This window comes from Nocardiopsis akebiae, from assembly GCF_018316795.1.
Taxonomy (GTDB): domain Bacteria; phylum Actinomycetota; class Actinomycetes; order Streptosporangiales; family Streptosporangiaceae; genus Nocardiopsis; species Nocardiopsis dassonvillei.
In genome coordinates this window covers 131,451-153,408 of the sequence record NZ_CP074132.1, presented here as the reverse complement: position 1 = coordinate 153,408, position 21,958 = coordinate 131,451, and the positions used below count along the sequence as shown (strand labels likewise).

Below are 21,958 nucleotides of genomic sequence, written 5' to 3'. Positions count from 1 at the left end.
GGAAGTTCTTACCAACTGGAGGGGGTACCGCAACCCTCCCCCCGTCTGGGAAGTCCGGAAAGGGGGATTTTCGGCCCTCTCCGCTGCCGCTGTTTCACGTGAAACACCGCTGTCCGGGCCGCGTCACAAAAGCCCCATGGAACCGCCACGGGCGGCGTGTCCCCGCCCGCCCGGAGGCGCGTCCGGCGCACGGTGGGAATTCCGGACCCATGCTCCCCCTCGTCGGTGGGTAGCGGCAGACCTGGAGACCATCGACGGGCCCCGGGCCCGAGGCGGAGGCGAGCATGGGCGTGCGCACCTGGATCGAGTCGTGGCCGGTGTACCGGCAGTTCACGGGGGACGACCCGACGGGACGCGGGGCCGCCGCGAAGTCCCGCCGGTCGGAGGACCTCAGGTCCCGCACCGAGGAGGCCGACCGGGTCGTGAAGTCGGTCTGCCCCTACTGCGCGGTGGGATGCGGGCAGAACGTCTACGTCAGGGACGAGAAGGTCGTCCAGATCGAGGGCGACCCGGACTCGCCGATCAGCCGCGGTCGGCTGTGCCCCAAGGGGTCTGCCAGCCTCCAGCTCACCACCGGCTCCGCGCGCGAGGAGAAGGTCCTGTACCGGCGCCCCTACGGCACCGAATGGGAGGAGATCGACCTCGACACCGCCATGCGGATGGTCGCCCACCGCGTGGTCCGCACTCGCGAGCAGACCTGGGAGCGGGAGCACGAGGGGCAACGGGTGAACCGCACGCTGGGGATCGCCAGCCTCGGCGGCGCCACACTGGACAACGAGGAGAACTACCTCATCAAGAAGCTCCTGACCTCGCTCGGCGTCGTCCAGGTGGAGAACCAGGCCCGTGTGTGCCACAGCTCCACGGTCGCCGGGCTCGGGACGTCCTTCGGGCGCGGCGGGGCGACCATGTTCCTCCAGGACCTGCAGAACTCCGACTGCATCGTCATCGAGGGGTCCAACTTCGCCGAGGCCCACCCGGTCGGCTTCCAGTGGGTCATGGAGGCCAAGGCCCGCGGCGCGGTGGTCATCCACGTCGACCCCCGCTTCAGCCGCACCAGCGCGCTCGCCGACATGCACGTGCCCATCCGCGCGGGCACCGACATCGCCTTCCTCGGCGCGATCATCAACCACGTCCTCACCGAGGAGAAGTACTTCCTCGACTACGTGCGCACCTTCACCAACGCCGCCACGATCGTCGGCGAGGACTTCCAGGACACCGAGGACCTGGACGGCCTGTTCTCCGGCTTCTCGGAGGAGGACAAGAGCTACGACGCCAGCACCTGGAGCTACGAGGGGGCGGAGGTCGCGGCCGCCTCCGGCAACCGCAACCAGCTGTTCAAGGAGCGGCTCGAGGAGAACCTCGGCACCAGCCACTCCGGGCGGCCCGAGCAGCAGGGGTCGGGCGGCGCGGCCATCCGGGAGAAGCCCAGGGAGGACCCGACGCTCACCGACCCGCGCTGCGTGTTCCAGGTCCTCAAGCGCCACTACGCGCGCTACACGCCGGAGCTGGTCGAGCAGGTCTGCGGCATCCCGCGGGAGACCTTCCGGAGGGTGTGCGACCACCTCACCGAGAACTCCGGCCGCGACCGCACCAGCGCCTTCTGCTACGCCGTGGGCTGGACGCAGCACACGGTCGGCTCCCAGTACATCCGGGCCGCCTCCATCCTCCAGCTGCTGCTGGGCAACATCGGCCGCCCGGGAGGAGGCATCCAGGCGCTGCGCGGACACGCCAGCATCCAGGGCTCCAGCGACGTGCCGACCCTGTTCGACCTGCTGCCGGGCTACCTGCCGATGCCCCACGCGCACGAGGAGCAGTCCCTGGAGACCTACATCATGGCCGCCGGCAACCCCAGGAAGGGGTTCTGGGACGGGATGGAGGCCTATACCGTCAGCCTGCTCAAGGCGTGGTGGGGCGAGCACGCGACGGCCGAGAACGACTACTGCTTCGACCACCTGCCCCGGCTCACCGGCTCCCACAGCCACTACGACACCGTGATGGGACAGATCGCCGGGAAGTGCAAGGGCTACTTCCTCATGGGCGAGAACCCCGCCGTGGGTTCGGCCAACAGCAGGGCCCAGCGCATGGGCATGGCCGAGCTGGACTGGCTGGTCGTGCGCGACTTCTCGCTGATCGAGAGCGCCACCTGGTGGAAGGACGGTCCGGAGATCGAGTCCGGCGAGATGCGCACCGAGGACATCGGCACCGAGGTGTTCTTCTTCCCGGCCGCCGCGCACACCGAGAAGTCGGGCACCTTCACCAACACCAACCGGCTGCTCCAGTGGCACGACCGAGCCGTCAGCCCGAGCGGTGACCAGCGCAGCGACCTGTGGTTCATGTACCACCTGGGACGCGAGATCCGCGGTATCCTCGCCGGCTCCGACGACCCCAAGGACCGCCCCGTCCTCGACCTCACCTGGGACTACCCCCTGGAGGAGGACGGCGAGCCCGACGCCGCCGCGGTCCTGCGCGAGATCAACGGCCACGACGCCGAGGGCCGCCCGCTCACCGTCTACACCGAGCTGCGCGACGACGGATCGACCTCGTGCGGCTGCTGGATCTACTGCGGCGTCTTCAAGGACGGGGTCAACCAGGCGGCGCGCCGGAAGCCCCACACCGAACAGGACTGGATCGCCGGGGAGTGGGCCTGGGCGTGGCCGGACAACCGGCGCGTCCTGTACAACCGCGCCTCCGCCGACGAGAACGGGGAGCCCTGGAGCCCCCGCAAGAGCCTCGTGTGGTGGGACGCGGAGCGGGAGCGCTGGGTCGGGCACGACACCCCCGACTTCGAGAACCGCAAGGCCCCCGACTACGTGCCGCCGGAGGACGCCGAGGGCGTTGCGGCGCTGACCGGGCGGGACGCCTTCGTCATGCAGGCCGACGGCAAGGGGTGGCTGTACGCGCCCGCGGGCCTCAACGACGGCCCGATGCCCACACACTACGAACCGCAGGACACCCCGTTCGAGAACCCGCTGTACGGTCACCAGCGCAACCCGACGCGCCTGCTGTACCCGCACGAGTACAACCGCTACCACCCCGCCCCCGGCACGCCCGGCTCCGACGTCTTCCCGTACGTGGTGACGACCTACCGGCTCACCGAGCACTTCACCGCGGGCGGGATGACCAGGTGGACGCCCTACCTGGCCGAACTCCAGCCCGAGTTCTTCTGCGAGGTCGGGCCCGAGCTGGCCGAGGAGCGCGGGCTGGAGCACGGCGGCTGGGCCACCGTCGTCACGGCGCGCAACGCCATCGAGGCCCGGGTCATGGTCACCGACCGGATGGCGCCGCTGCGGGTGCAGGGACGGGTGGTCCACCAGATCGGGATGCCCTACCACTGGGGTCCCAACGGGTACACGACCGGGGACGCGGCCAACGAGCTGATGCCCATCGCGCTCGACCCCAACGTGCACATCCAGGAGGTCAAGGCGATCACGGCCGATATCCGGCCGGGGCGCAGGCCCCGGGGCGCCGAGCGCCTCGACCTGGTGCGCGAGTACCGGGAGCGGGCCGGAATCACGGAACAGACGGGACTGGAGGTGTGAGCGTGTCCGCGGAGAGCAACGGGGACGGCAGGCACGAGAGGGTCGGCTTCTTCACCGACACGAGTGTGTGCATCGGCTGCAAGGCCTGCGAGGTCGCCTGCAAGGAGTGGAACATGGTCCCCGAGGACGGCTTGGACTTCACGTCCATGTCGTTCGACAACAGCGGCGGACTGAGCGCGGACACGTGGCGGCACGTGGCCTTCGTCGAACAGCGCGAGCCCCTGGGCCACCAGGACCCGGGCGTGGGACGCCCCGGGGCCGTGGACCTGGGCATGCCGTCCTTCGAGCTGCCCGGCGCCGCCACGGGTGCCGACGAGCGCGGCGAGTTCCGCTGGCTGATGTCCTCGGACGTTTGCAAGCACTGCACCAGCGCCGCCTGCCTGGACGTGTGCCCGACCGGCTCGCTGTTCCGCACCGAGTTCGGCACGGTGGTGGTGCAGGAGGACATCTGCAACGGCTGCGGGTACTGCGTTCCGGCCTGCCCCTACGGTGTCATCGACAAGCGCGAGGAGGACGGCCGGGTCTGGAAGTGCACCCTGTGCTACGACCGGATCGGCGACGGCCTGGAGCCCGCCTGCGCCAAGGCCTGCCCCACCGACTCGATCCAGTTCGGCAACCTCGACGAACTGCGTGCGCGCGCCGAGGCGCGGGTGGCCGACCTGCACGAGGCCGGGGTGTCCTCCGCCCGCCTGTACGGCGAGGACCCCGAGGACGGGGTGGACGGCGCGGGGGCGTTCTTCCTGCTGCTGGACGAACCCGAGGTCTACGGGCTGCCGCCGGACCCGGTGGTGACCACCCGGGACCTGCCGTCGATGTGGCGGCACGCCGGTGTCGCGGCGGCGGCGCTGGTGGTCGGAGCGGCCGCGACGTTCGCGGGGAGGCGCTGATGAGCTCGTCGGACGTGACCAAGGAGGGCATGCGCGGGCAGCGCCCCGGACGGGAGGCGGTCACGGGGGCCGCCGACGTCGTCGGGGAGGAGCAGCGCCGCGAACACGGGGAGGGGCGGCGCAGGAGGAAGGGGCGCGGCGAGCCCACGCGGGTGCCCGACGCCGACTTCCGCTCCTACTACGGCAAGCCGGTCCTCAACCAGATCGTGTGGAAGGCCTCCGACATCGGCGGCTACCTGTTCCTGGGCGGGCTCGCCGGGGCCTCGTCGGTGCTGGCCGCCGGCGCCGAGCTGACCGGCCGCCCGGAGCTGGCCCGCCCCCTCAAGTACACGGCCCTGGGCGCGATCTCCGGTTCGACGGCCGCGCTCATCCACGACCTGGGGCGCCCCGAGCGCTTCCTCAACATGCTGCGGGTGGTCAAGCCGACCTCGCCGATGAGCGTCGGGTCCTGGATCCTCATGACCTACGGCCCCCTCGCCGGGGTCGCCGCGGTGACCGCCGCGACCGGGTGGTTCCCGCGGATCGGCCGGGCGGCCACCCTGGGCGCCGGGATGGTGGGGCCGCTCGTGGCCACCTACACGGCGCCGCTGGTGTGCGACACCGCGGTGCCCTCCTGGCACGACGGCTACCGGTACATGCCGTTCGTGTTCGCCTCCTCGGCGGCCTCGGCCGCGGGCGGGATGGGCCTGGTCACCGCGCCCCTGGCGCAGAGCGGCCCCGCGCGCCGCGCCGCCGTGGGCGGCGCCCTGGTGGAGACGGCGGTCTCCGGCGCCATGGAGCGCCGGATGGGGTTGTCCGGCGAGCCCTACCGGCAGGGGAAGGCGGGTGCCCTCATGCGCGCGGCCAGGACGCTCACCCTGGCCGGGGCGGCCGGTGCGGTGCTGGGCCGCCGCAGCCGGGCGGCCTCCGCGGTGAGCGGCGCCGCCCTGCTGGCCGGTTCCGCGTGCACCCGGCTGGGCGTCTTCCAGGCCGGCAAGCAGTCCGTGGCCGACCCCAAGTACACGGTGGTGCCCCAGCGCCGCAGGCTGGCCGAGCGGGAGGCGGAGCGCGTGGGCACCGGCGCGGCCGCCGTTCCGCAGGCCCGTACGGCCGGGGACTGAGGAGCGGCCGTCCTCCCCCCGCGGCTCGGGCGGGGGGAGGACGGCCGTGCTGCGGTCGGGACCGCCGGATGCGGTCAGGCGTCGCGGACCTGGTCGGGGCGGCTGACCACCGGGGGCTCCACCGACCAGGGGAAGTCGATCCAACGGTCGGTGCGCCGCCACACGTACTCGCACTTGACCAGGGACCGCGGCTTCTCGTAGACGACCGCGCTGCGGACCTCGGCGACGTGCTCGGCGCAGAAGTCGTGGACGAGCTTGAGGGTCCTGCCGCTGTCCGCGACGTCGTCGGTGACCAGGACCCTCTTGCTGCCGAGGTCGACCACGTTGGGCACCGGGGGGAGCATGACGGGCATGTCGAGCGTGGTTCCGACCCCGGTGTAGAACTCCACGTTCACCACGTGCAGGTTCTTCACGTCCAGCGCGTATCCCAGGCCGCCCGCCACGAAGAGGCCGCCGCGCGCGATGGAGAGGATCATGTCGGGCTCGAACCCGTCGTCGGCGATCGCGCGGGCCAGGTCGCGGATCGCGGTGCCGAAGAGCCCGTAGTCCAGGTTCTCGCGCTCGTCGCTCACGGGGTCGCCTCTTCCCGGTGGTGTGGTGTGCGCAGCGGCTCGGTACCGCCCCAGGCTAACCACCGCGGCGCCGCTCCGTGCCCGCCCGGGGACGCGGCGCGGCGGTGCGGACCACTTGTCCACACCGAAGGGTGTTCTGAGTCACACGGTTGGACGCTTGGCCAGGAAAATGGGCGAAATCCTCGACGTTTTCTTGATTTTTGCGTGGTTGTGGCGAACAGATGGCAATGAACAGCACCATGTGTCTGAACACATCTTTCTGACACAGGAGGCTGGCGCCATGGCTGATGACCGGGACCTTCTCCCCTCCGGGCAGCCGGTCCGGCTGCTCGACGAGACCGGAAGCCCGGTGGACGGGGCCGCCCTGCCGTTCCCGGACCGGGAGCGGCTGCTCGCCGCGTACACCTCCCTGGTGATCGGCCGCCGCGTCAACGACCAGGCCAGCGCCCTCGTGCGGCAGGGCCGCCTGGCCGTGTACCCCTCCTCACACGGGCAGGAGGCCTGCCAGACGGGCGCGGCCATGGCCCTGGCGGAGGGCGACTGGCTGTTCCCGACCTACCGCGACACCGCCGCCGTGGTCGCGCGCGGGGTGGACCCGGTACAGGTGCTCACCCTGCTCAAGGGCGACTGGCACTCGGGCTACGACCCCTACGCGCACCGCGTCGCCCCGCAGGCCACGCCGCTGGCCACCCAGCTCCTGCACGCGGTGGGCGTCGCGCACGCCGCCCGCCTGCGCGGTGAGGACACCGTGGTCATGGCGCTGTGCGGCGACGGAGCCACCAGCGAGGGAGACTTCCACGAGGCGCTGAACTTCGCGGCGGTGTTCCGGGCCCCGGTCGTGTTCTTCGTGCAGAACAACGAGTACGCCATCTCCGTCCCCCTGGCCCGCCAGACCGCCGCCCCCTCGCTCGCCCACAAGGGCGTCGGCTACGGGGTGAACGCGGAACGGGTGGACGGCAACGACACCCCCGCCGTGCTCGCCGTGCTCGACCGGGCCGTGGCCGCGGCGCGGGCGGGCGAGGGACCCCGGCTCGTGGAGGCGCACACCTACCGCATGCAGGCGCACACCAACGCCGACGACGCCACCCGGTACCGCGCCCAGGAGGAGGTGGACCCCTGGGAGGCCCGTGACCCCCTGCTGCGCATGGAGGCCTACCTCACCAGGAAGCGCGTCCTCACCAAGGCCCGCAAGGCGCGCATCGCCGAGGACGCGGAGGCCGTGGCCGCCGCCATGCGCGAGGGCGTCGCCAGGGACACCGACCCCGAGCCCGCCGAGCTGTTCGCGCACGTGTTCGCCGCCCCCACGCCGCAGCTCGACGAACAGGCCGCCTTCCTGGCCGACGAACTGAGCAGAGAGGGCAACTGACATGGCGACCGACCCCATCAAGCTCTCCATGGCCCAGGCCCTCAACCGGGCCCTGCGCGACGCCATGGCCGAGGATTCGACGGTCTACGTCTTCGGCGAGGACGTCGGCCCCCTCGGCGGCGTCTTCCGCATCACCGACGGCCTCACCGCCGAGTTCGGCGAGAACCGCTGCTTCGACACCCCGCTCGCCGAGTCCGGGATCGTGGGCATGGCCGTGGGCATGGCGATGAACGGTATGCGCCCCGTGGTGGAGATGCAGTTCGACGCGTTCGCCTACCCGGCCTTCGAGCAGATCGTCAGCCACGTGGCCAAGACGCGCAACCGCACCCGCGGCCGGGTCGGGCTGCCCATGGTCATCCGCGTCCCCTACGCGGGAGGGATCGGCGGCGTCGAGCACCACTGCGACTCCTCCGAGGCCTACTACGCCCACACGCCCGGCCTGACCGTGGTCACCCCGTCCACGCCCGCCGACGCCTACTTCCTGCTGCGCGAGGCGATCGCCTCCGACGACCCGGTCGTGTTCATGGAGCCGAAGAAGCTCTACTGGGGCAAGGACGAGATCGACCCGGCCGCGCCCGAGCCGCCCATCGGCCGCGCCGTGGTGCGCCGCCCCGGCACCGACGCCACCCTCATCGCCTACGGCCCCTCGGTGCCCACCGCGCTGGAGGCGGCCGAGGCCGCCGTCCAGGAGGGCCGCAGCCTCCAGGTGGTGGACGTGCGCTCCCTCGTCCCCTTCGACGACGCCACCGTGTGCGAGGCGGTCCGCTCCACCGGGCGCGCCGTCGTGGTCGCCGAGGCCAGCGGGTTCGCCAGCGTCGCCTCGGAGATCGTCGCGCGGGTGACCGAGCGGTGCTTCCACTCCCTGGCCGCGCCGGTGCGCCGCGTCACCGGCTTCGACATCCCCTTCCCGCCGCCGAAGCTGGAGCGCTTCCAGCTCCCGGGCGTGGACCGGATCCTGGACGCCGTCGACGACCTTCAGTGGGAGGACCAGTGACGACGCAGACCTTCGACCTCCCCGACCTGGGCGAGGGGCTCACCGAGGCCGAGGTGGTGCGCTGGCTCGTGGCCGTCGGCGACGCGGTGGCCCTGGACCAGCCGATCGTGGAGGTGGAGACCGCGAAATCGATCGTGGAGGTGCCCTCCCCCTTCGCGGGCACCGTCAGCGAGCTGCACGGCGAGGAGGGGCGGGTCATGGAGGTCGGGCGCCCCCTGATCAGCGTGACCGACGGCTCAGGGGCCGACGCCGCGTCCGGGTCCGCCGCCGCGAAGGCGTCGGCGGAGGGGGAGCGCTACCGCGAGGAGGAGCGCGCCGGAACGGGTTCGGGCAACGTGCTGATCGGCTACGGGACGCCGGAGGCAGCGGCCTCCGGGCGCCGTCGGCGTCCGCGCGAGCGCCCGCCCGCGCGCCCGGCGCAGCCCGCCGCGCCGGCCGCCGCAGCACCGGTCCGATCCGCCGTGCCCGTCTCCGCCGCACCGCCCGCTCCCGCGGCCGCGCGTCCGCCGCTGGTCACCTCGCCCCTGGTGAGGCAGATGGCCCGTGAGGCGGGGCTGCGGATCTCCGAGGTCTCCGGGAGCGGCCCGGGCGGACTCATCACCCGGCGCGACGTGCGCGAGGCCATCGACGCGGCACGGGCCCCGGCCGCCGATCCCGCCGCCGGACCGGAGCCCGTCGCGGCGGGCTCCGTGGACGCCCGCACGGGACTGGCCGAGTCCCGGCGCGTGGCCATGAGCGGTTTCCGCCGCAGCGTGGCGGCGTCGCTGTCCCGCAGCCGCAGCGAGATCCCCGAGGCGACCGTCTGGGTGGACGTGGACGCGACCGAGCTGGTCCGCCTCCGGCAGTCCGACCCGTCCGGACCCGGCCTGATGTCCTACGTGGCGCGGTTCGTGGTCGCGGGCCTGCGGGCCCACCCCGAGCTCAACGGCAGGGTGGACGCCGAACGCGGTGAACTGGTCCAGTACGACGGGGTCAACCTGGGCCTGGCGGTGCAGACCGACCGGGGCCTGGTCGCCCCGGCCGTGCTGGGCGCGCACCGGCTCACCACGACGGAGCTGGACCGCGAGATCCGACGGCTCACCGCCGCCGCGCGGGAGGGCAGGGCCTCCTCGGCCGAGATGACCGGTGGCACCTTCACCCTCAACAACTACGGGTCGCTGCGTGTGGACGGCAGCGCCGCCATCATCAACCACCCGCAGGTGGCGATCCTGGGCCTGGGCCGGATCATGGACCGCCCTTGGGTGGTGGACGGCGAGCTGACCGTCCGCAAGATCACGCAGCTGTCGTTCGCCTTCGACCACCGCGTGTGCGACGGCGGGGCCGCCGCGGGCTTCATGCGCGTGGTGGCCGACGCCATGGAGAACCCGGCCGCGGCCGTCGCCCGCCTGTAGACCGGGACGGAGCGGGCGCCCCGGGACACCGGATCCCGGGGCGCCCCCGCGTGTGCCGGTCCGGTCGGCGCCGGAGCGGTCGGCCCCGCGCTCGTCGGGGCGCCGCGTGTCGACTCGTCGCCATGACGACTCATCCCCATGGCGACTCATCCCCATGGCGACCCGTCCACACGTCGTCCCGGGCGGGGCCGGGCGCTGCCTCCCTACCTGCCAGCGATCCGCGCCATGAGGCCCGCAACCAGGGCGACCTGGTGCGGCGTCCCGCCGACCAGGACGTGCTCGTCGCGCGAGTGCGGACCGGCGCCCACCGCGCCCAGTCCGTCGAGCACCGGGCGTCCCAGCGCGGAGACGAAGTTGGCGTCGCTGGCCCCGCCCACCGAGACCTCCTCCAGGGACGCGCCCAGCTCCCCGGCCACTTCGCGCAGCAGACCGAACGCCTTCTCCGAGGGCGGGTTGGGGTTCATCGGAGGACGGTTCCACCCGCCCGTGACCTCGACCGCCACGCGCGGGTCGGCGGCGGCGAGCGCGGCCAGCCCGGTGTCCACGCGGGCCATCTCGGCGGGGTCCTGCACCCGCACGTCCACCCCGCAGCGTGCGTGCCCGGCGACGACGTTGTACCCGGTCCCCCCGGAGACCAGGCCCACGTTCACCGTGGTGCCCGCCTCCGGCGCGGACAGGGCGGTGAGCGCGGGCACGACCTGGGCCAGGGCGTGCACGGCGCTCGCCCCGGCCGCGGGGTCCAGGCCCGCGTGGGACTCCACGCCGCGCACGTCCACGTCGAAGATCCCCATGCCCTTGCGCCGGGTCTTGGGCATGCCCTCCCGGCTGGGTTCGAGGACCAGGGTCAGGTCCACGCCCTCGCTGGCCCGCTCGATGTGCGGGCGCGACGCGGGGCTGCCGATCTCCTCGTCCCCGGTGAGCAGCATCCGCACGGTGGGCCGGGGCAGGTCCAGTTCGCGCAGGAGCCGCAGAGCCCAGGCGCTCTGCACGATCCCGGCCTTCATGTCGAAGCAGCCGGGGCCGCTGAACCGGTCGCCCTCGACCGTCACCGGCCACTCGGCCAGGGTTCCGGCGGGCCAGACGGTGTCGTAGTGGCTGACGAAGAGCACGGTCCCCGCACCGGTGCCGGGGTAGGACACCTCCAGCACGTCGCCGAAGGAGCCGCCGTCGTAGCGGACCCGGGTCTCGGGCGCGCCCAGCCGCCGGGCCAGCCACCCCTCGATGCCGTCCAGTCCGGCGGACAGCAGGTCCCTGTCGCCGCTGGGGGTCTCCAGCTCCACGAGGGCGCGCAGGTCGTCGATCATGCCGGGCAGGGCGCGCTCGGCCGCGTCCGCCAGTCTCGCGGTCACCGTCTGGCTCATCTGTCACTCTCTTCGTTGCGGTGTGCAGGGGATCCCGCGCGGGGCGGGGAGGGACGCGGTCAGCGCACCGGGACACCCGGTCCAAGCGGGATGCCGAGCGTCCACCAGCCCAGGAACAGCAGGGTCCAGCCGACCAGGACGGTGAGGCACAGCGGCAGCGTCAGGGAGATCAGCGTGCCGATGCCCGCGTCCCTGCGGTAGCGCTGGAGGAAGCCCAGCGCCATGACGAAGTACGGGCTCATCGGGCTGATGACGTTGGTGCTGGAGTCGGCGATGCGGTAGACGGCCTGGGTCGTCTCGGGCGGCACGTCCAAGAGCATGAACATGGGCACGAAGACCGGCGCGATGAGGGCCCACTGCGCCGAACCGCTGGTGATGAGCAGGTTCAGCACCGTGGAGAACACGATCATGCCGAGGAAGAGCGCCAGGGGGTGCACCCCCGCCGAGTCCAGCAGCGCGGCGCCGCGGACGGCCACGACCTCGCCGATCCCGGTCCAGCGGAAGTAGGCGAGGAACTGCGAGGCCGCGAAGAACAGCACGACCACCGGCGCCAGGTCCCGCACTCCCGCGGTCATCGCCTCGGGGACGTCCCGCGCCGAGGCAACGGTGCCCGTGGCGCGCCCGTACACGACTCCGGCGAGCAGGAACAGGACGCCCAGCACGTAGGCGACCCCGGTGATGATCGGCGAACCGAGGACCGTTCCGTCCTCCCCGCGCAGGGGCGAGGCCGGGGGCACGAGCGCCGCCGCGAGGACCGCCACGGCCGCCAGCACGGACAGCCCCGCGTTGCGCAGCCCCCGGCGCTCGGCGTCGGTGAGGTTCATCGATCCCAGCTCCTGCGCCTCCCGGTCCCCCTCGCCGTCGCCGTCCTCGGCCAGGCCCTCGGAACGCCTGCTCAGCAGGAACTCGGTGACGAGGGTGATCAGGACGGCGAGCACGACGGCGGAGACGACGCTGAAGAAGTAGTTGTCCAGCGCGGTGACCGTGTAGCCGGGGTCGATGATCGAGGCCGCCTCGGTGCTCAGGGCGGCCAGGAGCGCGTCGGTGGGCGTGATGAGCAGGGACGCGTTGTACCCGGCGGAGACGGAGGCGAAGGCCACGACCAGGCCCAGGACGGGGCTTCGCCCCGCGGCCTTGAAGAGCAGTGCGCCCAGCGGGATGAGCACGACGTAGGCGGCGTCGGAGGCGACGCTGCCGGTGATGCCGGTCAGCGCCACGGCGAAGGTCAGCCACCGGGCCGGGACCCTGGTGACGCTGCCGCGCAGCATCGCGTTGAGCAGGCCGCTGCGTTCGGCCACCGAGACACCGAGCATGACGACGATGATGATCGCCAGCGGCGGGAAGGTCGCGAAGTTGTCGATCGCGTCGCCGACGATGGTCTGCACGCCCTCGGGCGAGAGCAGGCTGCGGACCGCGATGCGCTCGCCGTCCACCGGTGAGACCGCGGAGACGCCCAGCGCGTTGAGCAGGGCGCTGAGCGCGACGACTATCCCGGCCATGATCGTGAACAGCCAGAACGGGTGGGGCAGCTTGTTGCCCACCCGTTCGATCACCTGGAGGGAGCCCAGGAGCAGCCGCATCGGCAGCCTGGGGCGTGTGGAATCGGTCGTGGTCACCCGTGCTCCCCTGACGTCCGGGCGGGCTGGCGCCCCTCCCTCGCTGCGTTGACCAGTACATTGCATGTGTGGTGGATGGATATGTCAACCACCAGCGATAAAGTGGTGGAATCATTCATCTCATGCGGCATATTTGGTGACAGCGGTCTTGGCGAAGGCGGAAGCGGTGCTGGACGAACTCGACATGGACTTGGTCGCCGCCCTCCAGCTGGCGCCCCGTGCGCCGGTCAGCGCCCTGGCCGAGGCGGTGGGGAGTTCGGCGAGCACCGTGGGGCGGCGGCTCCAGCGCCTCCAGGCCGAGCGGTCCGTGCGCGTGGTCGGCCAGGTGGACTGGCCGCTGCTCTCCGACGCCCACCCGCACCACGTGTGGATCACCACCGCCCCCGGCCACTCGCGGCGGGTGGCCCGCCGCCTGGCGGAGCGGCCCGAGACGCAGTTCACGGCCGTGACCAGCGGCGGGTCCGACGTCTACTGCGTCGTCCACCCCTTCCGCCGCGACCGGGCGGCGGACCTGCTCGCCGACGGGATCCCCTCGGTGGAGGGCGTGGCGGCCACACGGTCCGACCTGGTCCTGCGCGCGGTGAGCCGGGCCGACTCCTGGCGGCTGGACCGGCTCGGCCCCGCGCGGTCCCGGGCGCTGGAGCCCTACACCGACACGGGGGAGAACGGGGCGGCGGAGCAGCCCCGCGGCCCGCTCGGCGCGCAGGAGGCGCTCGTGGTGCGGATGCTGCACCGCGACGCGCGCGCCGGTTCGGGAGAGGTCGCCCGCGCGCTCGGGGTCAGCCAGTCCACGGCCTACCGCCTCGTCCAGTCCGTGCTGGAGCGCCGCATGGTGCGTCCCCGGGTGGAGGTGGAACCCGCCCTGCTGGGCATGGGCGTGGAGGCGGTGCTGGCCCTGGAGGTCAGCCCGCGCGAGATCGGCGGCGTCGCCGACGCGCTGGGGGCGCACCCCTCCGCGCGCTACGTCTCGGTCGTGGCCGGGACCTCGTCCGTCATCCACCACGCGGTGTTCCGCGACGAGGCGGAGTTGGCCGGTTTCCTCTCCGCGGACCTGGGGCGCCTCTCGGGCATCACGGGCCTGCGGGTCTCGGTGGTGCTGGACGTGCTGCGCCGCTACTGGACGGCGCGCGAGGGGGTGCGGCTCGGGCCGCCCGGCCCGTCGGCGCTGCTGGACGGGGAGCCGTCCGCCGGGGGGTGAGCGGAGCCCCCGGCCGCGCCACCGCCGGGGGCACCGTCTGTCGGCGGGCCGTCGCGTCCTTTCGCCGTCGTGGCCGTTCGCCGCCGTGCCGCCCGGCGACACGACGTGTCGGTTTGACGACATGCCTGTTCGGCGACCCGTCCACTCGTCGGTTCTCCCGCTCGCGGACTCGTCCGTGAGCGGGAGAACCGACGCGCCTACCCCTCCTCGCCCTTGGCGACCAGCGTGAGTACGTCGTAGGTGGCCACGGCCTCGCCGTCCTGGTCGGTGACCAGGGCGTCCCAGCGCACCTCGCCGTAGTCGGCGTTCGTGCGCGGAGTGATCTGCTTGGCGGTCAGCGTCACCCGGATCGTGGCGTCCTCCTTCACGGGGGTGAGGAAGCGCAGGTTGTCCACGCCGAAGTTGGCGAGCACCGGGCCCGGGGCCGGGTCCACGAACAGGCCCGCCGCCAGCGACACCACCAGGTAGCCGTGCGCCACGATCCCGCCGAACAGCGGGTTGGCGGCGGCGGCCTCCTCGTCGGTGTGCGCGTAGAACGTGTCGCCGGTGAACTCGGCGAAGTGGTCGATGTCGGCCCGGGTGACGGTGCGCTCCGCCGACCGGATCGTGTCGCCGATCCGCAGCTGCGACAGGTCCTTGCGGAACGGGTGCACGTCGCCCACGGTCCGCTCGGAGCCGGTGGTCCAGTGGCCGGTGATCGCGGTGACCATGTCCGGCGGGGCCTGCACCGCGGTGCGCTGCATGTGGTGCTTGACGCCGCGCACGCCGCCCATCTCCTCGCCGCCGCCCGCTCGGCCGGGGCCGCCGTGCACCAGCACGGGCAGCGGGGAGCCGTGGCCGGTGGACTCCTTGGCGTCGTCGCGGTTGAGCACCAGGATGCGCCCGTGCCAGGGCGCCAGTCCCAGGACGACCTCGCGCGCAACGTCGGGGTCGCGGGTGACGAGCGACCCCACCAGGCTCCCGCTCCCCCGGGCCGCGAGCTCCACGGCCTCGGCGACGCCGTCGTAGGTGATCACGGTGCTGACGGGACCGAAGGCCTCCACCTCGTGCGGCTCCCGCGCGCCGGGCTCGGCGCGCAGCAGGATCGGGGACATGAACGCGCCCGCCTCGTCGTCAGCCCCGGCGACCTCCACGCTCTCCGGATCGCCGTAGACGACCTCGCTGGTGGCGCGCAGGGCCTTGACCGCCTTGCGGACCTCCTCGCGCTGGTCGAGCGAGACCAGGGCGCCCATCCGCGTGTCCGGGTGGTCGGCCGCGCCGACCACCACCTTGGCCAGTCGTTCGGTCAGGGCCCCGGTGACGGCCTCCGCCATCGCCGCGGGCACGATGACGCGGCGGATGGCGGTGCACTTCTGTCCGGCCTTGACCGTCATCTCGGTGACGACCTGTTTGACGTAGAGGTCGAACTCGGGGTCCTCCTCGGTCACGTCCGGGCCGAGGATCGAGCAGTTGAGGGAGTCGGCCTCGACGTTGAGCTGCACGCCTCCGCTGACCACGTTGGGGTGGTTGCGCAGGATGGCGCCGGTGGCGGCGGACCCCGTGAAGCCCACGACGTCCTGCGGGCCCAGGGCGTCGAGCAGGCCCCGGTGGCTGCCGACGAGGAGCTGGAGGGAGCCCTCGGGCAGCAGACCCGACTCGACCATGCGCCGCACGACCGCGACGGTGAGGTAGGCGGTCTGCCCGGCGGGCTTGACGATGCTGGGCATCCCCGCGAGGAAGGCGGGGGCGAGCTTCTCCAGCATGCCCCACACCGGGAAGTTGAAGGCGTTGATCTGCACGGCCACGCCCGGGCGGGACGTGTACACGTGCTGGCCCACGAACGTGCCCTGTCCGCCGAGCGGCTCCAGGGGCCCGTCCAGGATGACGGTGGAGTTGGGCAGCTCGCGGCGGCCCTTGCTGGAGAAGCTGAAGAGCGTGCCGAAACCGCCGTCCACGTCCACGGCGGTGTCCCGGGCGGTCGCACCGGTCCGGTGGGAGAGGGCGTAGAACTCCTCCTTGTGCCCCGTCAGGTGCTTGGCGACCTCCTTGAGGATGTTCGCGCGCTGGTGGAAGGTGAGCGCGCGCAGCGCGGGGCCGCCGACGGTCCGCGCGTGGTCGACCATCCCCGCGACGTCGGGGCCTACGGACGAGATCCGGGCGACTGTCTCCCCGGTGTTCGCGTCGGCCAGGGGCGCGCCCCCGTCCGCGGGGGTGAACCATGTTCCCCGCGCGTAGCTCTGGAGTGTTTCGGGCACCGGACGGTCCTCTCCTCGGGCTGTGCTCTCTGACGAACAGTATTACAGACCGATCGGTCAGTAAATAGTCACGGGGGAACCGCGCCGCCTCCCACCTGCCCTTTCCCCCGTTGTCCACAGGTCCGCGCGGAGGGCTGCCAGGACCCCCGGCGGGAGAACCCGCGCGCCCGTGCGCAAACCCCGGCCCGACGCTGTAACACGGGGGCCCCACCGGACAGAAGGGGGTGGGACCGCACGGAGGGAAGTCGATGAGCAGTGAGGACACGGACGCGGGCGAACCCGCGAAGAGCGGGTTCACCCGGTTCTTCGAGCGCTACCACGGCGACGTGTACCGGTACGCCGTGCGCCGCCTGGGCCCGGACCGCGCGGACGACGTCGCCGCCGAGACCTTCGGCGTCGCCTGGCGCAGGTACGACCGCCTGCCCAAGGACCAGCCCCTGCCCTGGCTCTACGGGGTGGCGCGCAACGTCATCCGGACCCGGCTGCGCGGCGAGCGCCGCCGAGGCGAGGTGCTCAGCGCCCGTGCCTCCGCGGACGTCCCCGGCACGGCCGACACCGTCCGCCAGGTGGAGGAGCGCGACGCCGCGCTGCGCGCCCTGGACCGGCTCAGCGCCACCGACCGCGAACTGGTGATGCTCCTGGCCTGGGAGGGCCTGGAACCGGCCGAGGCGGCCCGGGCCCTGGGCTGCACCACCGCGACCGTGCGCGTGCGCCTGCACCGGGCCCGCCGCCGGATCGAGCGCTTCCTGGACTCCTCGCCCCCGGCCTGCCCGGACCGGCCCCCACCCGGTCCGGCGACGCCGGGCCCCGCGCACGTCCGAGTTCCCCTGGAGGAGAAGTGAACCGCAACCCCGCCGACCGCGGCTCGCGCGGCGACACCGAAGCCGTGCGCGGGATGCTCGCCGCGCACGACCCCGCGGCCTCCGTCCGGCCCGGCCCCGCGGCCCGCGACCTCGCCCGGATCGAAGCGATCGCCTCGGGCGACCGCCTCCGGGCCCGCGGCCTGAACCCCCGGCGCACCGTCCCGCGCCTGGCGCTGGGCGCCGCCGCCGCGCTCACCGCCGTGGCCGTGCTCGGGGCCCTGGGCTGGAACTCCGTCCAGCCCGCGTACGCCGGTCCGCCCCCCGCGCCGCTGGAGGTTCCCCAGGCCGCCGACGCGCCCGCGGGCCGCGAGCACCTCCTCGCCCTGGCGGAGGCCGCCGGGGAGCAGCCCCCTCCGCCAGTCGGGGGAGAAGTCGCCTACGCGCACACCGCGGAGTGGACTCTCACCTACTCCCAGGACGCCGACACCGGCGAGGCGGGCTGGGGCGTCCTGCCGACGGACGAGCAGGTCTGGCGCACCCCGCACCGGTCCGGGCGCAGCGTCTCCACGCCGAGCCTCCCCGAGCACGGGGGCGGCGACCCCGCCCCGCTCCGGTGGCTCTTCGAGAGCGGGCCCCAGGAGTTCGAGTGGGGCGGCGGCGAGGGCGGGAACGGCATGTTCTTCACCTTGGAGCCCGCCAGCCTCTCCGCGGACCCGGACCAGCTCGCGGAGCAGCTCCTGGCGGTCGGCGGCCAGGCCTCCGGGGCCACGCGGGACCCCTCCCCCGCGGTCGGGCTCGTGTACGCCCTCCAGCTGCTGTACGAGGAGGCCCCGGTCGGCCCCGACGTGCAGGCCGCCGCGCTGCGCGCGCTCGCCGGGCAGGAGGACGTGCGGTACGCGGGTACGGCCAGGGACCGCGAAGGGCGCGAGGGCGAGCTGTTCCTGGTCGAGGAGGACGCCGGGGACGGCAGCGTCCTGGAGCGCAGGATCATGTTCGACGCCGACACGGGCGCGCCGCTCTACCACGAGACGGTCGCCGTGGAGTCGCCCGGGGAGGAGGGGCTGCCGAGGGTGAACAACTACACCGTGCTGGTGGAGACCGCCTGGGTGGCTGAGGTCGGCGCCGCCCCCTGACCGGCGCTCCCGGCGCGGGGACCGGCACCGGTCCCCGCGCCGGGAGCACACCGCTCGGTACCAGCTCGGAACCAGCCGCAACCGGGGCGGAGCACGCCGAAACCACACATCGATTTGTCGACATTCGTACCCGCATGGCGACGAGTCCGCAGGTGGACGTGTCGACACGCGGCCGGGCGTCCCGCCCGGCCGCGTGGCCGCTCCCCTACCTGGTCAGCGCCAGGACCTCGGCGCCCGGCAGGTCCGCGAGCAGCTTGCCGGGCACCAGCAGCTTGGAGCGGCGCACCCCGCTGCCCACCACGACCTCGGCCTCGGCGGCGACCGCCTCGTCCACCAGGACCGGCCACCCCTCCGGCAGGCCGAGCGGCGTGATGCCGCCGTACTCCATCCCGGTCAGCCCGGTGGCCTCGTCCATCGGCGCGAACGAGATCTTGCGGGCGCCGAGGCGGCGGCGGACGATCCCGTTGACGTCGGCGCGCTGGGTGGCCGGCACCATGCACGCCGCGTAGGACACCTCGCCGCCGCGCCTGGCCGCGACCACCACGCAGTTCGCGCTGGTGGCCAGGGGCATCCCGTACCGTTCGCAGAACTGCGCCGTGTCCGCGAGCTCCGGGTCGATGGGCGCCACACGCGCGTCCTCACGGCCGCGCACCGCGGCCAGGACCGGGTCGGCCAGCAGCTCCGGGTGCTCGTCCGCACGTACCCAGTTCAGTCCACCGGACATGGCACACCTCGATGTCGTCGTGAAGGTCGTTCGGAGGGGGTCCTCCGACGAGGGGACACCGCCAGGCTAACCGCCGCCTCAGCGGCGCCCGGCGATCCCCAGCGCCAGGTCGGCCAGGTCTGCGGCCCGGTAGCCGGGCCACCCGTGCACCGCCTCCAGGTACTCCCCCGGGATCGCGCCCGCGCCCCACCGGGCGCCGAGCAGCGCCCCGGCTATCGCGGCCACGGTGTCGGTGTCGTCGCCCGCGCGCACGGCGGCCCGCAGCGCCGGGGCGAACCCGTCCGGGTCGCGCACCACGGCCGACCACGCCGCCTGGAGGGCGGTGACCACGAACCCGTTGGGGCTGAAGGCCCGCGGCGGGCGCTCCTCGGCCTCGTCCAGCCGCGCCGCCCACTCGCCGCGCCGCTCGGGCGGCAGCAGATCCAGACCCGCGCGCACACCCGCCAGGTCGCCGTGCGCGACCGCGTGCCGGATCCCCTCGCACCACAGCACGCAGGCCTCGGAGGCCAGCGGGTCTCCGTGGGTGAGGCGGCTGTAGCGGTCGGCCGCAGCGGCCAGGCCCCGCGGGTCGTCCGGGTAGGCCAGGGCCAGCGGTCCCGTGCGCATGAGCGACCCGTTGCCCGCGCTCGGCACCCCCTCGGCGAAGCGCTCCGCCGCCACCCGCTCCATCACCTCGGCCACCTCCGGACGCCGGTAGGCGTGCCCGGCGCGTTTCATCACCCACGCCGTCTGGTTGCCGATGTCGGTGGCGCCCTCGTTCCTCCAGCGCAGGAAGGCGTCCGCGGTGTGCCGCAGCGCCTCCGCGGACAGCGGGTCGCGGTGCTCGCGCAGGGCCTCGGCGATGCACACGGCCATCTGGGTGTCGTCGGAGTACTCGCCCGGGGCGTAGGGGCCCAGGCCGCCGCCGACCATCTCGGGGACCCTGTCCTCGGTGAGCGGCGGACCGAACTCGTAGGGAACGCCCAGGGCGTCGCCGCACGCCGCGCCGAGCAGGACGCCGACCGCGCGGTCCTCGCGGGTTCCGGGGGAGGGGAGGTTCACAGGGGCCTCACAACGTTTCGGTACCAGGGGTGCTGCGAGTCGACCCTACTGTTCGGCGCATGTCCGCAAAGGGCCGGGAACGGGGGGTTGGGGAGGGTACGGGGACATAGAATCCGTCCCATGGAGACCCCCACTCCCGATCCCCTCTTCGGCATTACGCTGCACGAGCGCTACATCCTCGGGAAGCGGCTGCGCAGCGGCGCCTCGGGAACCGTCCACGTCGCGCACGACCTCGGCGGCGACCAGACCGTCACGGTCACCGTGCTGCACCCCTGGCTGATGGGCGACCACGGCGCCGTGCACGCGTTCCTGGACCGTGCCCAGACCCTGGAGGGCCTGTCCCACCCGGGGATCGCCCGGGTCCTGGGCCACGGCCGCGACGGCGACCACGTGTACGCGGTCGGCGAGTACCTGCCGGGGCACACCCTCGCGGAGGCGCTGGACGAGGGCGGCGGCGGGCTGCGCTACCCGGTGCAGGCGGCACTGGCCATCGTGGCCGGGACGCTCACCGCGCTCGACGCCGCCCACGGCGCGGGCGTCGTGCACGGCGCGCTCGACCCCCGCACGGTCGTGGTGGACGGTGCGGGAGGCGTGCGGGTCACCGGTTTCCCCCTGCTCTTCGACGCGGAGGAGGACGCCGGTCCCGAGACCCCTACCGACGTGCACGCCGTCGGGCGGCTCCTGTACACGCTCCTGACCGGCGTGCCCGCGGACCCGGAGGCACATCCGCTGCGGCCCTCGGCCGTCATCCCCGGCCTGCCGTCCGACCTGGACATGCTGGTCGCCAACGCCACCGACCCCAACCCGCGCTACCGCCCGCGCGACGCGGGACAGTACCTCACCGTGGTCGAACAGGTGCTGCGGTCGCTGCCCGGGGCCCCGGTGGACACCGCCGACGTCGACACCCGGCCCATCCCCGTGATCACCGACGCCCCGCCGGAGCGCGGGGAGGAGCGCGCCGCGCCGGTCCCGCTGTGGCGGCGCGTCCCCGTGCTGGTCACCGCGGGCGTGCTGGCGCTGGTCCTGTTCGCGGCCGGGTGGGCGCTGGCCCCGGAAGACCGCGTCGCGCTGCCCGACCTCGTGGGCGCCTCCAGCGAGCAGGCCGAGGAGCGGCTGACCGGGCTGGGCATGGACCTGGCCGTGCGCTTCGAGGACGCCTACAGCGACACCGTCGGCGCCGGGGCGGTCGCCGACAGCACGCCCGCGCCCGGCAGCGACGTGGCGCGGGGAGCCGAGGTCCTGCTGCACGTCTCCACCGGGCCGCGGCACTCCGAGGTCCCCGACGTGGTCGGCGGCACCGAGAACGAGGCGCGCGAGACCCTGCGCCAAGCCGGGTTCACCGGTATCGAGATCGTCCAGGAGCACTCCCCCGACCAGCCCCCGGGCACCGTCCTGTCCACCGAGCCCGCGGCGGGCGAGGAGGGCGACCGCGAGGAGCCGGTCGTGCTCAGCGTGAGCGAGGGCGTCATCGTGCCCGCGCTGATCGGTATGGGCCGGGAGGAGGCCGCGACCGCCCTGGCCGGGCTCGGCCTGGTCGTACAGGTCACCGAGGAGCACCACGACACCGCGCCCGTCGGCGAGGTCAGCGGGCAGACCCCCGAACCCGGCACGATCCTGCCGGAGGAGGCCGCCGTCTCCCTCACCGTCTCCCTCGGACCGGAGCCGGAGGAGGAAGAGGAGGAGTCCGGGGAGGAGGCGTCCCCCTCCGACGAGGACGACCCCCGCGCCGACGAGGAGGAGCAGAGCGGCCGGGGCGGACAGGACGGCTGGGGCGGCCGGGGGGATGACGACGACCGCGGACGCGGCGACGGCGGCGGCTCCTGCGACGCCCCCCAGTGGAACGAGGGCACCGTGTACGACACCGGCGACCGCGTCCAGCACGAGGGCCGCGAGTACGAGGCGCGCTGGTGGATCCAGGGCTACCCGCCGAGCAGCGACCTGTGGGGCGTGTGGGAGGACAAGGGCTCCTGCTGAGGCGCGCCGCCGCCCCGTGCCGGGG

16 protein-coding genes are annotated in these 21,958 nt (G+C 73.5%); 10 read left to right on the top strand and 6 right to left on the bottom strand.

Going from position 1 to position 21,958, the window contains the following annotated elements; translation table 11 throughout:
* Positions 1 to 284 precede the first annotated feature (284 nt).
* The 3 genes from fdh to nrfD are packed head-to-tail and all read left to right on the top strand — an operon-like array spanning position 285 to position 5,526.
* The gene (gene fdh, locus KGD83_RS00705) at positions 285 to 3,539 is read left to right on the top strand and encodes a formate dehydrogenase (protein WP_212642043.1); all 3,255 of its coding nucleotides are present in this window, start codon (positions 285 to 287) and stop codon (positions 3,537 to 3,539) included.
* A complete protein-coding gene (locus tag KGD83_RS00700) occupies positions 3,536 to 4,426 on the top strand; it encodes a 4Fe-4S dicluster domain-containing protein (protein ID WP_212642042.1) in 891 nt (296 codons plus the stop codon). The genes fdh and KGD83_RS00700 overlap by 4 nt, the downstream gene beginning before the upstream one ends.
* Positions 4,426 to 5,526, top strand: coding sequence for an NrfD/PsrC family molybdoenzyme membrane anchor subunit (gene nrfD, locus KGD83_RS00695; RefSeq protein WP_212642041.1), 1,101 nt, complete (start codon positions 4,426 to 4,428; stop codon positions 5,524 to 5,526). Before KGD83_RS00700 ends, nrfD begins: the two co-directional genes overlap by 1 nt.
* Before the next feature lie 74 nt (positions 5,527 to 5,600).
* Here the strand turns inward: nrfD and KGD83_RS00690 are convergent, their stop codons facing one another.
* Entirely contained in the window at positions 5,601 to 6,098 is a 498-nt protein-coding gene (locus KGD83_RS00690; RefSeq protein ID WP_212642040.1) for a phosphoribosyltransferase, read from the bottom strand.
* 280 nt (positions 6,099 to 6,378) lie between these two features.
* Here KGD83_RS00690 and pdhA point away from each other — a divergent pair, with 280 nt between their 5' ends.
* From pdhA to KGD83_RS00675, 3 genes are read left to right on the top strand one after another with little or no spacing between them, the layout of a single operon-like run.
* Positions 6,379 to 7,464 carry a pyruvate dehydrogenase (acetyl-transferring) E1 component subunit alpha gene (pdhA, locus tag KGD83_RS00685; protein ID WP_212642039.1) on the top strand — a complete coding sequence of 362 codons (1,086 nt, stop codon included), beginning with the start codon at positions 6,379 to 6,381 and terminating at the stop codon, positions 7,462 to 7,464.
* 1 nt (position 7,465) lies between these two features.
* The gene (locus KGD83_RS00680) at positions 7,466 to 8,458 is read left to right on the top strand and encodes an alpha-ketoacid dehydrogenase subunit beta (RefSeq protein WP_212642038.1); all 993 of its coding nucleotides are present in this window, start codon (positions 7,466 to 7,468) and stop codon (positions 8,456 to 8,458) included.
* Complete coding sequence (locus KGD83_RS00675) at positions 8,455 to 9,849, top strand: dihydrolipoamide acetyltransferase family protein (RefSeq protein WP_212642037.1); 1,395 nt, start codon at positions 8,455 to 8,457, stop codon at positions 9,847 to 9,849. Before KGD83_RS00680 ends, KGD83_RS00675 begins: the two co-directional genes overlap by 4 nt.
* 203 nt (positions 9,850 to 10,052) lie before the next feature.
* Here KGD83_RS00675 and KGD83_RS00670 read toward each other — a convergent pair whose 3' ends face one another.
* Positions 10,053 to 11,210, bottom strand: coding sequence for a M20 family metallopeptidase (locus KGD83_RS00670; RefSeq protein ID WP_212642036.1), 1,158 nt, complete (start codon positions 11,208 to 11,210; stop codon positions 10,053 to 10,055).
* 59 nt (positions 11,211 to 11,269) lie between these two features.
* Entirely contained in the window at positions 11,270 to 12,790 is a 1,521-nt protein-coding gene (locus tag KGD83_RS00665) for an AbgT family transporter (RefSeq protein WP_212644216.1), read from the bottom strand.
* A 202-nt stretch (positions 12,791 to 12,992) separates the two neighbouring features.
* Here KGD83_RS00665 and KGD83_RS00660 point away from each other — a divergent pair, with 202 nt between their 5' ends.
* Positions 12,993 to 14,024, top strand: coding sequence for an Lrp/AsnC family transcriptional regulator (locus KGD83_RS00660; protein WP_212644215.1), 1,032 nt, complete (start codon positions 12,993 to 12,995; stop codon positions 14,022 to 14,024).
* 197 nt (positions 14,025 to 14,221) lie between these two features.
* Here the strand turns inward: KGD83_RS00660 and paaZ are convergent, their stop codons facing one another.
* Positions 14,222 to 16,258: a phenylacetic acid degradation bifunctional protein PaaZ gene (gene paaZ, locus KGD83_RS00655; protein ID WP_212642035.1), complete on the bottom strand. Its 2,037-nt coding sequence runs from the start codon at positions 16,256 to 16,258 to the stop codon at positions 14,222 to 14,224.
* A gap of 248 nt (positions 16,259 to 16,506) precedes the next feature.
* Between paaZ and KGD83_RS00650 the strand changes: the two genes are divergently transcribed.
* Positions 16,507 to 17,100: an RNA polymerase sigma factor gene (locus tag KGD83_RS00650; RefSeq protein ID WP_212642034.1), complete on the top strand. Its 594-nt coding sequence runs from the start codon at positions 16,507 to 16,509 to the stop codon at positions 17,098 to 17,100.
* Positions 17,097 to 18,194: a CU044_5270 family protein gene (locus tag KGD83_RS00645; RefSeq protein ID WP_212642033.1), complete on the top strand. Its 1,098-nt coding sequence runs from the start codon at positions 17,097 to 17,099 to the stop codon at positions 18,192 to 18,194. Before KGD83_RS00650 ends, KGD83_RS00645 begins: the two co-directional genes overlap by 4 nt.
* A gap of 205 nt (positions 18,195 to 18,399) precedes the next feature.
* Here the strand turns inward: KGD83_RS00645 and KGD83_RS00640 are convergent, their stop codons facing one another.
* Together KGD83_RS00640 and KGD83_RS00635 are read right to left on the bottom strand one after the other, a co-directional pair.
* Entirely contained in the window at positions 18,400 to 18,918 is a 519-nt protein-coding gene (locus KGD83_RS00640; protein WP_212642032.1) for a YbaK/EbsC family protein, read from the bottom strand.
* Between the two features lie 78 nt (positions 18,919 to 18,996).
* A complete protein-coding gene (locus KGD83_RS00635) occupies positions 18,997 to 19,959 on the bottom strand; it encodes an ADP-ribosylglycohydrolase family protein (protein ID WP_212642031.1) in 963 nt (320 codons plus the stop codon).
* A gap of 120 nt (positions 19,960 to 20,079) precedes the next feature.
* Between KGD83_RS00635 and KGD83_RS00630 the strand changes: the two genes are divergently transcribed.
* Positions 20,080 to 21,933, top strand: a complete 1,854-nt coding sequence (locus KGD83_RS00630) for a PASTA domain-containing protein (RefSeq protein WP_212642030.1) — start codon at positions 20,080 to 20,082, stop codon at positions 21,931 to 21,933.
* Positions 21,934 to 21,958 lie beyond the last annotated feature (25 nt).